Source organism: Actinoplanes sp. NPDC023936 (assembly GCF_040639325.1).
In the GTDB taxonomy this organism is placed as follows: Bacteria; Actinomycetota; Actinomycetes; order Mycobacteriales; family Micromonosporaceae; genus Actinoplanes.
In genome coordinates this window covers 305,406-317,211 of the sequence record NZ_JBEZZR010000003.1, presented here as the reverse complement: position 1 = coordinate 317,211, position 11,806 = coordinate 305,406, and the positions used below count along the sequence as shown (strand labels likewise).

The 11,806-nt window shown below is 71.9% G+C and carries 12 protein-coding genes; 10 read left to right on the top strand and 2 right to left on the bottom strand.

The annotated features are described in order from the left end of the window. The first annotated feature begins 42 nt into the window (after positions 1–42). The 3 genes from AB0F72_RS05960 to AB0F72_RS05950 are packed head-to-tail and all read left to right on the top strand — an operon-like array spanning position 43 to position 2,945. Entirely contained in the window at positions 43–489 is a 447-nt protein-coding gene (locus AB0F72_RS05960; protein WP_360425825.1) for a hypothetical protein, read from the top strand. 43 nt (positions 490–532) lie between these two features. Continuing rightward, the gene (locus AB0F72_RS05955; RefSeq protein WP_360425822.1) at positions 533–1,597 is read left to right on the top strand and encodes a PfkB family carbohydrate kinase; all 1,065 of its coding nucleotides are present in this window, start codon (positions 533–535) and stop codon (positions 1,595–1,597) included. Positions 1,598–1,619: 22 nt separating this feature from the next. Continuing rightward, positions 1,620–2,945, top strand: coding sequence for a 6-phospho-beta-glucosidase (locus AB0F72_RS05950; RefSeq protein WP_360425819.1), 1,326 nt, complete (start codon positions 1,620–1,622; stop codon positions 2,943–2,945). 90 nt (positions 2,946–3,035) lie between these two features. Here AB0F72_RS05950 and AB0F72_RS05945 read toward each other — a convergent pair whose 3' ends face one another. Beyond that, positions 3,036–4,214 carry an acyl-CoA desaturase gene (locus tag AB0F72_RS05945; RefSeq protein ID WP_360425816.1) on the bottom strand — a complete coding sequence of 393 codons (1,179 nt, stop codon included), beginning with the start codon at positions 4,212–4,214 and terminating at the stop codon, positions 3,036–3,038. A 42-nt stretch (positions 4,215–4,256) separates the two neighbouring features. Further along, the gene (locus AB0F72_RS05940) at positions 4,257–5,330 is read right to left on the bottom strand and encodes a ferredoxin reductase (RefSeq protein WP_360425814.1); all 1,074 of its coding nucleotides are present in this window, start codon (positions 5,328–5,330) and stop codon (positions 4,257–4,259) included. A 113-nt stretch (positions 5,331–5,443) separates the two neighbouring features. Between AB0F72_RS05940 and AB0F72_RS05935 the strand changes: the two genes are divergently transcribed. The 7 genes from AB0F72_RS05935 to AB0F72_RS05905 all read left to right on the top strand — a co-directional run bounded on the left by AB0F72_RS05935 (position 5,444) and on the right by AB0F72_RS05905 (position 11,778). Continuing rightward, positions 5,444–6,631, top strand: a complete 1,188-nt coding sequence (locus AB0F72_RS05935; RefSeq protein ID WP_360425811.1) for a helix-turn-helix domain-containing protein — start codon at positions 5,444–5,446, stop codon at positions 6,629–6,631. A gap of 55 nt (positions 6,632–6,686) precedes the next feature. Continuing rightward, positions 6,687–7,373, top strand: a complete 687-nt coding sequence (locus AB0F72_RS05930; protein WP_360425808.1) for a hypothetical protein — start codon at positions 6,687–6,689, stop codon at positions 7,371–7,373. Beyond that, positions 7,370–8,560, top strand: a complete 1,191-nt coding sequence (locus AB0F72_RS05925) for a histidine kinase (protein ID WP_360425805.1) — start codon at positions 7,370–7,372, stop codon at positions 8,558–8,560. Before AB0F72_RS05930 ends, AB0F72_RS05925 begins: the two co-directional genes overlap by 4 nt. Then, positions 8,548–9,198, top strand: a complete 651-nt coding sequence (locus AB0F72_RS05920; protein WP_360425802.1) for a response regulator transcription factor — start codon at positions 8,548–8,550, stop codon at positions 9,196–9,198. Before AB0F72_RS05925 ends, AB0F72_RS05920 begins: the two co-directional genes overlap by 13 nt. A gap of 119 nt (positions 9,199–9,317) precedes the next feature. Further along, positions 9,318–10,292: an ATP-binding cassette domain-containing protein gene (locus AB0F72_RS05915; RefSeq protein WP_360425799.1), complete on the top strand. Its 975-nt coding sequence runs from the start codon at positions 9,318–9,320 to the stop codon at positions 10,290–10,292. Continuing rightward, a complete protein-coding gene (locus tag AB0F72_RS05910) occupies positions 10,289–10,945 on the top strand; it encodes a methionine ABC transporter permease (RefSeq protein WP_360425796.1) in 657 nt (218 codons plus the stop codon). The genes AB0F72_RS05915 and AB0F72_RS05910 overlap by 4 nt, the downstream gene beginning before the upstream one ends. Before the next feature lie 14 nt (positions 10,946–10,959). Beyond that, entirely contained in the window at positions 10,960–11,778 is an 819-nt protein-coding gene (locus AB0F72_RS05905) for a MetQ/NlpA family ABC transporter substrate-binding protein (protein WP_360425793.1), read from the top strand. Positions 11,779–11,806 lie beyond the last annotated feature (28 nt).

Sequence of the window (11,806 nt, the reverse complement as noted above, 5' to 3'; positions counted from 1 at the left end):
TGCCGCCGGAAAAATGTCATAGGTGCGCGGCATCATCGCGACATGGGAGAACCAGCGACACCGATCCGCCGCCGCATCGAGCTCACCATCGCCGAGGCGCGCCTGCGGTTCCAGCAACTGGTGCGGGTGACCGGCCTGACCGGTCAGGTCACCGTCGTGGTCGACAATGGGCGGCCGATCGCGGCGATCGTGCCGGTCACCGACCTGCCGGAGTTCAGCCCGCCGCCGCCTCCGCCGCCTGCCCCTCCTCCTCCGCCGCCGGCCCGGCCGGTCGCGCCGGTGCACGCCCCGCCCGGCAACGACGGCTGGCTGCGCCGGGTGGAGAAGGTGCGGGAGGACGTGCGGCGCCAGCACGCCGGCCGGATCCGAGAGCTGACCAGGGCTCTCGACGAGGCGTGGGAGGCGCTCGACGCGGCCCGCCCGGCGGGTACCGATCGGGTGGTCGACGCGTTGCGGGCCGCCCACGCCGACCTGCGCCCGCCACGCTGATCAATGGATACCTGGCCGATCGGCACGGAGGTAAGATCGGACGATGCCTGAGCAGCTCGATCTGTTCGTGCCGGGGGTGGTGTACCTCGACGTCATCTTCACCGGCCTCCGTGAGCTGCCCGGCCCCGGCACCGAGGTGTGGGCGCCCGGGATGGGCTCGTGCCCCGGCGGGGTGGCCAACCTCGCGGTCGCGGCGAGCCGGCTCGGCCTGCACACCGGGCTGGGCACCGCGCTCAGCACCGACGCGTACGGGGAGTTCTGCCACCAGGTGCTGAGCCGGCAGGAGGGCATCGACCTCTCCGCCTCGCTGCGGGTGGACGACTGGCATTCGCCGGTGACGGTCTCCTTGGCGTACGACCGGGACCGCAGCATGATCACACATGGCCATCCACTGCCGACCGACGCCGACGGCCTGGTCAACGGCCTGCCCCCGGCGCGCAGCGCGGCCGTGAGCCTGGCCGGCTCCGGGATGGGCTGGGTGCACCGGGCCAGAGCCGAGGGCACGCTGGTCTTCGCGGACGTCGGATGGGACGAGACCGAGGCGTGGTCGCGTGACGTGCTGGCGGCGCTGACCGACTGCCACGCCTTCCTGCCGAACGCGGTGGAGGCGATGCGGTACACCCGGACCGACGAGCCCCGGCAGGCGCTCGACAAACTCTCCGGCCTCGCCCCGGTCGTGGTGGTCACGTGCGGTGGCGACGGCGCGCTCGCGGTGGACGCGAGCACCGGCGAGGTGGCCGCGGTGCCGGCCGTCGGCGTGGAGGCGCTCGACCCGACCGGCGCCGGCGACGTGTTCACCGCCGGGTTCATCACCGGCACCCTGGGCGGCTGGCCGCTCGCCGACCGGCTCGCCTTCGCCAACCTGGTCGCCGCGCTCTCGGTGCAGCACTTCGGCGGGTCGCTCTCCGCGCCCGGCTGGGGTGACATCGCCGACTGGTGGCAGGTCGCCCGCCGGGCCGGCGCCCGGCGGCACGACGACGCGGCCGAGGCCGTGCTGGCCCGGCGATACGGGTTCCTCGACGACGTGATCCCGCCCGGCCGGCGCGCCGCCGTGCACCGGGCCACCGCGACCATCGCCCGGCTCTCCGACGCCCGGGCCGAACACTGAGGCCGCTCCTGATGGGACCCGCATGCGACTGACGATTCTCGGTGGTGGCGGTTTCCGCGTGCCGCTGGTCTACCGTGCCCTGCTCGCCGACCACCGGCGCACCGGCATCACCGAGGTGGCGCTGCACGACGTCGACGCCGGCCGGCTCGACGGGATCGGCCGGGTGCTCACGGCCCTGGCGCGCGACGTGCCGGACGCCCCGGCGCTGCTCACCACCACCGACCTGGACGAGGCGGTGACCGGGGCGGCGTTCGTGTTCTGCGCGATCCGGGTCGGCGGCCTGCGGGGCCGGGTGGTCGACGAGCGGGTGGCGCTCGGCCTCGGGGTGCTCGGCCAGGAGACGGTCGGCGCCGGCGGCATCTCGTACGGTCTGCGGACCGTCCCGGTGGCGCACCACGTCGCGTCCCGGATCGCCCGGCTCGCCCCGGACGCCTGGACGATCAACTTCACGAACCCGGCGGGGCTGGTCACCGAGGCGATGACCGCCGAGCTCGGCGACCGGGTGATCGGCATCTGCGACTCGCCGTCCGGGCTGGCCGACCGGGTGCTGCGGGTGCTCGGCGCCGACCCGGCGACCACCCGGGTCCACTATGCCGGGCTCAACCACCTGGGCTGGCTCTACGGCGCGGACGATCTGCTGCCCGGCCTGCTCGCCGATCCCGGGCGGCTGGAGACGATCGAGGAGGGCCGGCTCTTCGGGGCGGACCGGCTGCGGGAGCTCGGCGCGATCCCGAACGAGTACCTGCACTACTACTACGACCCGGCGGGCACGCTGGCCGCGGTCCGGGACGCGCCGCGGACCCGTGGCGAGTTCCTGCTGGAGCAGCAGCACCGGTGTTACGCGTCGCTGGCCTCGGCCGCCGACCCGCTCGACGCCTGGCTCGGGGCGTGGCGGGAGCGCGAGGCCACCTACATGGCGGAGAACCGGGAGCTGGCCGGCGCGGGGGAGCGGGAGCACGACGAGTCCCGGCCGGCCGGTTACGAGGGCGTCGCCCTGGCGGTGATGCGCGCCCTGGCCCGCGACGAGCCGGCCCGGCTGATCCTGAACGTGCGGAACCGCGGCACCCTGGGCGTGCTCGACGACGACGCGGTGGTCGAGGTCCCGTGCACGGTGGACGCCCGCGGTGCCGTACCCGATGAGGTTTTGCCCCTGCCGGAGCACGGGGTGGGCCTGGTCCGGTCGGTGAAAGCGGCCGAGCGCGGGGTTCTGGAAGCGGCCGCGTCCGGCTCGCGGGCGGCTGCGGTGCGGGCGATGGCGGCGCATCCGCTGGTGGACTCGGCCCCGATCGCCGAGCGGTTGATCGACGGCTACCGGGCGGAGTTCGCCGAACTCGACTATCTGCGGTGAGCCACGATGGTCGGCGGTGAGCCACGATGGCCTGCGAACGGTTGATGCCGCCCACCGTGTGACGGCGGGCGGCATCAAGCGGGTCGCGGGTCAGGCGGCGACGGTCTCCGCCGGGCGCGGCGGGATGCTGTGGTCGATGTCGTTGGCCGGCTTGCGGTTCGGCAGCGCGAGGCGGAAGACCTTGGACCAGGCCGACGCGACCTGCACGACCAGCGGGCCGGACACGTAGTTCAGGTCGTACTTGTCGAAGAGCTCCCGCACCCGCGGCGCGATCTCCGCGTAACGGCTGGCCGGCAGGTCGGGGAAGAGGTGGTGCTCGATCTGGTGCGACAGGTTGCCGGTCATGATGTGCATCAGCTTGCTGCCGGAGATGTTGGCCGAGCCGAGCATCTGGCGCAGGTACCACTCGCCGCGGGTCTCGCCGGTGATCGAGGTGCGCTCGAAGGTCTCGACGCCGTTCGGGAAGTGGCCGCACATGATGACCGAGTGGCTCCACAGGTTGCGAACCACGCTGGCCACCGCGTTCGCGCTCAGGGTGCCGAGGAACGCGCCGAGCGGGTTGCCGAAGGCGAGGCCGACCGGCACCGAGAGCAGCGGGTGGACCAGGTAGTCCTTCGCCGCCTGCTTGCGGATCTTGCGGCCGACCTGGCGGAGCGCGGCCCGGAAGGCCGGGTTGCTGCGCCGCTTCTTGGTCTTCAGGTTGCGGCCGAGCTCCAGGTCGTACGCGGCGATGCCGTACTCGAAGAAGATCGCGTTGATGAAGTTGTAGAGCGGCTGGCCCAGGTGCGCGGGCACCCACTTCTGCTGCTCGTCGACGCGCATGATGCCGTAGCCGAGGTCGTTGTCCCGGCCGATCACGTTGGTGTACTTGTGGTGCAGCTCGTTGTGCGAGTGCTTCCACTGCTCGGCGGGGGAGGCCGAGTCCCACTCCCAGGTGGTCGAGTGGATCTTCGGGTCGCGCATGAAGTCGTACTGGCCGTGCAGGATGTTGTGGCCGATCTCCATGTTCTCCAGGATCTTGGAGATGGAGAGGCCGGCGGTGCCGAGGATCCAGGCCGGCGGGAAGAGCGAGAAGAGCAGGACCGCGCGGCTGCCGAGTTCGAGGCGCCGCTGGATCTTGATCATCCGGCGGATGTAATTGGCGTCCTTCTCGCCGCGCTTGGCGATGAACTCGTCGCGGATCGCGTCCAGCTCACGGCCGATCGCCTCGATGTCCTCGGGAGTGAGGTGGGCGATCGGATTGACGTCCTTGCGCTGCAGAGTAGTCACGGAGTTCCTCAGTTCTTTCTCGGGTCTTTCTGGGGGGATTGATCAGGCGTCCAGGCGGCACGGCCCGGCGGAGGCCGATATGCACGTCTGAATCAACACGGGTTCGTCCAGCTCGGTGACGGTGGTGACCGAGCCGTCCCGCACGTCGCGGATGATGCCCTCGCGCATCGGCAGCACGCACTTGAAGCAGATGCCCATCCGGCAGCCGGACGGCATGAGCTGACCGGCGGCCTCGCCGGCGTCCAGGATGGTGACGCCGGCGGGCGCCTCGGCCGAGATCCCGGACCGCTCGAAGGCGACGGTGCCGCCGTCGCCGGCGACCAGCACGGTCGGGCGGAACCGCTCGACGTGCAGGCGGTCCTCGGCGCCCGCGTCGGCCCAGTGCTCGGCCAGGGCGTCGAGCATCTCGCCCGGTCCGCAGGCCCAGGTCTCCCGCTCGAACAGGTCGGGGACGAGCTCGGACAGGTCGGCCGCCTTGAGCCGGCCGTCGGCGCGGGTGTGCCGCTCGATCAGGCGGATCTTGCCCTGGTCGGCGAGGGCGCGCAGCTCGGCGCCGAAGACCACGTCCTCCGGGGTGCGCGCGGAGTGCACCACCACCGCGTCGGGCAGCTCGTGCGCCGCGCTGCGCAGCATCCCCATCACCGGGGTGATGCCGCTGCCCGCGGTCACGAAGAGCGACTTGGCCGGCCGTCGCGCCGGGAGCACGAAGTCGCCGGCCGGGAGGTCCAGATTGACCAGCATGCCGCGCCGGGCGTGGTTGAGCAGGTAGGAGCTGACGACGCCGTCGGCGACCGCGTTCACGGTGACCGTGAACCGGCCGTCGGCGCGGCCGGCCGCGCTGCTCACCGAGTAGGCCCGCCACAGCCGGACGCCGTCGACGTCCACGCCGAGGCGAACGTACTGTCCGGGCTGGTGCGGCTGCCAATTGCGCCCGGGGCGCAGTTCGAGCGTGACAGATTTCGCCGTCTCGGGACGAACCGCCTCGATCCGGGCGCGCAGGACGTCGGGATTGCGGAGGGGCGCGATGACGTCGAGATAGTCGGCCGGCACCACCGGAGTGGTGATCAGCTCGACGACACGCCACGCGCCGTTGCGCAATGTCTGAGTTACTGGCACGTGACCAAGCTTGCTACCTCATCCGGGCGAAAGCATGACCAGGAGAAGTGAATCCGGAGCCGCATAATTGTTCGGCGGGGACAAGGATCGGACTGTAAACGAGAGGAACTCGTGTGAAAGAGCCGTTGCGCGACGTGCGGTCCTACCGCCTTCCCGAAGAGGTCGTCGCGCCGCTGCTGAACGGGCTGCCCGAGGTGGCGGTGCAGACCATCGCGGCCATCACGATGGAGGTCCCGGCGTACGCGGAGGCGTTCGCCGGCGAGCTCGGGCACAAGATCGAGCGGGCTGTGCAGGCCGCGCTCGGGACGTTCTTCAAGCTGGTGTCCCGTCCGGGTGGGGATCCGGGCACCCCGCTGCAGGCGGCGCTCGACGGGGCGTACGCGCTGGGCCGGGGTGAGGCGCGCTCCGGCCGCAGCCTGGACGCCCTGCTCGCGGCGTACCGGGTGGGCGCCCGGGTGTCCTGGCGGGAGCTGGCCGCGATCAGCGTCGGCACCGGGCAGCCGGCCGCGATCATCGCCGACTTCGCCGAGCTGGTCTTCGCCTACATCGACGAGCTCTCCGCGGCGAGCGTGGCCGGGCACGCCGACGAGCTCGCCGCGTCCGGCCGGATCCGGCTGAGGCACCTGCAGGAGCTGGCCCAGATGCTGGTCGCCGGGGAGCCGCCGCACGTCGTGCAGGCGGCGGCCGAGCAGGCCGAGTGGGCGCCGCCGCAGACGCTCACCGCGATCATCCTGCCGGAACGCGCGGCGCGCTGGGTGATCGACCTGCTCGACCCCCGGACGCTGCACCTCGTCGACGCCGTGCCGGAGCTGCCCGGCATGACCGTGCTGCTGGTCCCCGATCCGCAGGGCACCTCCCGTCCGCTGCTGTTCCGGCTGCTGACCGGGCACAGCGCGACGATCGGACCGGCCCGCCCGTGGATGGAGGCGAAGAGCTCGGTGGACCGGGTGATCCGGGTGCACGAGCTGTGCCGGCCGGGCGGCGGCGGTGTGGTCGACACCGAGGATCACCTGGCCAGCGTGGTGGTGACCGCCGATCCGAGCGCGCTCGCCGACCTGCGGGCCCGGGCGCTCGCGCCGCTGGCCGGCGAGCGCGGCGCGAGCGGCGCGAAACTGGTCGAGACGCTGCGCAGCTGGATGCTGCACCACGGCCGGCGGGAGGACGTGGCGGCGGATCTCTTCGTGCACCCGCAGACGGTCCGGTACCGGATGGCCCGGCTGCGCGAGCTCTACGGCGAGCGGCTGAAGGACCCGGAGTGGGTGCTGGCGCTGACCATCGCCCTGGCCGTCCCGGAGTCCTAAGTCATATACCAAAGTCGTCTGGCTCCGGTTTTCCGCCGGGCATAGCGTCGTTGCCGTGACCAGCGAACCGACAGTTCTCGCCCTCTCCCGGACCGACCGGGTGCTGATCCTGCTGGGTCCGGCGGCGCTCGGCCTGCTCCTCGCGCTGGCCCTGCCGCCGGCCGCGCGCTGGCTGGTGGGCCTCGGCGGCCCGCTGCCGTTCGGCTTCGTCGTCAAGGCCGTCGCCGGCGTCCACGGTGGCTGGCAACTGGCCGTGCAGGCCGGCATCTTCATGGCCGTCGGCGCGGTGACGAGCGCCGAGATCCTGCGCCGGGTCACCCGGGTCACGGTCGCCGACGACGAGGTCGAGCTGCGCACCGCGGCCGACCGGCGGACGTTCGCCCGGGTCGACATCGGCGCCCTTTACCCGGAGCGCGACCTGCTGATCCTGCTCGACCGCGACTCGCGGCACCTCTTCCACGGCGAGCCCGGCGCGAGCCGGGACAGGCTGGGCGACGCGTTCCGCAGGCACGGCTACCCGTGGCACGACGAGGATCCGTTCGGCGAGCTCTACCACCGCTGGACGCCGGACTCCGCCGAGCTGCCGATCGAGGTGGCCGCCGTGCTGTCGGCCCGCGCGATGGCCTTGCGGAAGAAGGCGGCCAAGGAGGTCACCGAGCTGCGCGCGATCGTGGAGAAACTGGGGTACACCGTGCGCGACGACGGCACTCAGCAGTTCTGGCGGCCGCTGGTGCGATCGTGACGCGGCCGGAGCAGCCGGATCAGCACCGGCACCAGCAGCCGGAGAGACCGTGGCTGCGGGACCGGCTGCTCGACGTCGCCGCGATCCTGATCTCGTGTTTCTGCGCGCTGGTCCTGGCCGGTGAGGCCGAGTCGGCCGGCCGGCTCACCGCCGACCAGACGTTCTTCGCGGTCGTCGTGGGCTGCACGGCGTCGCTCACCCTCTGGTGGCGCCGCACCCATCCGGTCGCCATGATGATCGTTCTGGCGCCGGTCGGCGTGTTCACCGACGCCGCGGCGTACACGGGGGTGGCCCTCCTCTACACGCTCGTGGTCCAGCGCCGTGGCCGCGCGGTCGCGGTGATGGTGGCGCTGAGCCTGGTGACCACGGCGGTGTACTCGTGGCGCCGGCCGGACCCGGAGCTACCGCTCCTCGCCGAGCTCATGATCACGGGCGGCTTCATCGTGGTGACGATCGCCGTCGCCGTGGCGGTGCGCTACCGGCACGATCTGATCGAGTCGCTGCGGCAGCGCGCCGACCAGGCCGAGTCGCACGCCCGGCTGCGCGCCGAGCGGCTGCGGGCGCTGGAGCGTGAGCGGATCGCCCGCGAGATGCACGACGCGCTGGCCCACCGGATCTCGATGGTGAGCCTGCACGCCGGCGCGCTCCAGATCCGCCCCGACCTCACCGGCGACGAGGTGGCGAAAGCGGCGGCGACGATCCGGGACAGCGCGCACCACGCGCTGGAGGACCTGCGCGAGATCCTCGGCGTGCTGCGGGCCGGCGACAGCGAGGGCGACCTGCGCCCTCAGCCGGACCTGGGCCATCTCGGCGATCTGATCACCGAGGCGACGGACGCGGGAGTGCTCGTGCGGGCGGAGAACCACCTGAACGGCACGCCCGTGGCGCCGTCGCTGGGCCGCACGGTCTATCGCCTGGTCCAGGAGGGGCTCACCAACGCCGGCAAGCACGCGTCCGGTTCCCCGGTCCGGTTGCTGCTGGAGCGCACCGGCGAGGGCGAGCTGCACGTGCTGGTCGCCAACCCGGTCACCGCTGCCACCAGCCGGGTGCCCGGGTCGCACGCCGGTCTGCTCGGCCTCACCGAACGCGTCGAGCTGATCGGTGGCCGGCTGCGGCACGGCATCCGCGCCGACCCGGTGCTCGGCAACGTCTTCGATCTGGAAGCCTGGCTGCCGTGGCCGAGCTGATCCGGGTTCTGATCGTCGACGACGACCCGCTCGTCCGCGTCGGGCTCTCCCTGGTGCTCGGCGCGGGGCCCGATCTGCGGGTGGTGGGCGAGGCCGGCGACGGCGCCGAGGCGGTCGAGGCGGCCCGGCGCCTGCGGCCGGACGTGGTGCTGATGGACATCCGGATGCCCCGGATGGACGGCCTCGCCGCGACCGCCGAGCTGCGCCGCGCCGGGCCGGAGCCGGCGATCGTCGTGCTGACCACGTTCGACACCGACGAGCACCTGCTCGGCGCGCTGCGGCTCGGTGCGAACGGTTTCCTGCTCAAGGACATCGCGCCCACCGAGATCCTGGAGTCGGTCCGGAAAGCGGCGGCGGGCGAGCCGATCCTCGCGCCCGCCGTGGTGCCGCGGCTGATCCAGCACGCCGTCGGCCGGGGCCCGTCCCGCGGCGGCGCCGATCCGCTGGCGGTGCTGACCCCGCGCGAGCGCGAGGTCGCCGAGGCCGTCGCCACCGGCGCGTCGAACGCCGACATCGGCCGTGACCTGCACATGAGCGTCCCCACCGTGAAGGCGTACGTCTCCCGGCTGCTGGAGAAGCTGCGCTGCGCCAACCGGGTGCAGGTCGCGATCCTGGTGCACGAGGCCCGGCAAAGGTGAGGGTGATCACCCCGATTGGCGTCCCGGCACCCTGAACGCTATGTTTGGCCACGGTGCAAAGCCCATCGATTGGGTAGGTTTTGCGACGCTCGTCACAACGGCTGACCAGGGTGTTTTACGTGATAGAAATCAGCGGTCTTCGCAAGACGTACCGCTCACGCAAGCGTGCCGTGTCAGCCGTCGACGGTGTCGACCTGACCGTCGGCGAGGGTGAGGTCTACGGCGTCCTCGGGCGCAGTGGCGCCGGCAAGAGCACGCTGCTGCGCTGCGTCAACATGCTGGAACGGCCGGACGCCGGCACCGTGTCCGTCGACGGCGTTGATCTGACACGGCTGAGCGGCAAGCGGCTGCGGGTCGCCCGGCACGGGATCGGGATGATCCACCAGCACTTCGCGCTGCTGTCGTCGCGGACCGTCGCGGGCAACGTCGCGTTCGCCCTGGAGGTCACCGGCACGCCACGGGCGGAGCGGGCGGCCCGGGTCGCGGAGCTGCTCGAGCTCGTCGGGCTCGGTGAGCGCGCGGACGCGTACCCCGCTCAGCTCTCCGGCGGGCAGAAGCAGCGCGTGGGCATCGCCCGCGCGCTCGCCGCCCGGCCCAAGGTGCTGCTCTCCGACGAGGCGACCTCCGCGCTCGACCCGGAGACCACCGAGTCGATCCTGCGCCTGCTGCTGGACCTGAACCGCCGGCTCGGGCTGACCATCCTGCTGATCACCCACGAGATGACGGTGGTGAAGCGGATCTGCACGTCGGCCGCGGTGATGCGCGACGGCCGGTTCGTCGAATCCGGGCGGGTCGCCGACCTGCTGCGCGGCGACTCCGAGCTGGCCCGTGACCTGTTCCCGATCGACGCGCCGGCGTCGCTGCCGGGCGCGACGGTCGTCGACGTGACGGTGAGCGGCGAGGACGCGGACCGGCCGCTGCTGGCCGACCTGGCGCGCCGCTTCGACACCGACGTGCGGATCCTCGGCGGCCACGTGGAGACCCTCGCCACCACCCGTGCCGGCCGCTGGCGGATCGCGCTGCCCGGCACCGAGAACGACGAGATGATCGACTATCTGCGCAAGTCCGGTGCACTGGTAGGGGCCGCGAAATGACCTGGTCCGAGGTCTTCGAACTGCTCGGCACGGGATTCCAGGAGACCGCCTGGATGGTCGGCGTCAGCACCCTGCTCACCGCGATCGGCGGCCTGCTCGTCGGCGTCCTGCTGGTGCTCACCGACCGGGGCGGCCTGCTCGCCGCGCCCCCGGTCAACGCGGTCCTCGGCCTGATCGTGAACGTCGGCCGGTCGCTGCCGTTCATCATCCTGCTGGTCGCGATCATCCCGTTCACCCGGGCCGTGGTCGGCACCACGATCGGCACCGACGCGGCGATCGTCCCGCTCACCGTCGGCGCCATCCCGTTCTTCGCCCGGATCGTCGAGGCCGCCCTGCGCGAGGTGCCCGCCGACGTGGTCGCGGCGAGCGTCGCGATGGGCGCCACCCGCCGCCAGATCGTCGGCAAGGTGCTGCTCCGTGAGGCGCTGCCGGCCCTGATCGCCGGCCTGACCATCACCGTGATCGCGATCATCGGGTACTCCGCGATGGCCGGCACGGTCGGCGGCGGCGGTCTCGGCGACCTGGCGATCCGGTACGGCTACCAGCGCTTCGAGACCCAAGTCATGATCGCCACGGTGGTGGCCCTGGTGATCTTCGTCCAGCTTGTCCAGATGGTGGGCGACGTCCTCGTCCGCCGGCTCTCTCACCGATGAAAGGTCGATAGAACATGCGCCGCCGCTCCCTCGCAGTGCTCGCCGCCGCCTCCCTTGCCCTGGGCCTGGCCGCCTGCGGCTCGTCCGATGACTCCGAGGCCGCCGCGAGCGACACCCTCAAGGTCGGCGTCAGCCCGGTTCCGCACGGCGAGATCCTCAAGTACGTCTCGGACAACCTGGCGGCCGCCGAGGGCCTCAAGCTGGAGATCGTCGAGTTCAACGACTACATCCAGCCGAACGTCGCCCTGAGCGAGAAGCAGATCGGCGCCAACTACTTCCAGCACATCCCGTACCTCGAGGAGGAGGTCGCGTCGAAGGGCTACAAGTTCACCGCGCTCAAGCCGGTGCACATCGAGCCGCTCGGCGTCTACTCCAAGACCGTGAAGGCGATCGCCGACGTGCCGAACGGTGGCGTCGTCGCTGTTCCGAACGACCCGTCGAACTCGGGCCGCGCCCTGAACCTGCTCGCCAAGAACGGCCTGATCACGCTGAAGGACGGCGTCGGCGTCAAGGCCACCGAGAAGGACATCACGGCCAACCCGAAGAACCTGCAGTTCAAGGCCCTGGAGGCGGCTCAGCTGCCGCGCAGCCTCGAGGACACCGCGATCTCCGTGATCAACGGCAACTACGCGATCGAGACCGGCCTGAAGCCGGCCGCCGACGCGCTCGCGCTGGAGACCGGCGAGGACAACCCCTACGCCAACCTGGTCGTCGTCCGCGCCGGTGACGAGGCCGACGCGCGAATCGTGAAGCTGGAGAAGCTGCTGCACTCCGCCGAGGTCAAGAAGTTCATCGAGGACAAGTACCAGGGCTCCGTCCTGGCCGCCTTCTAGTCCCGCCCCGCGCCCTTCCCGATCTTGG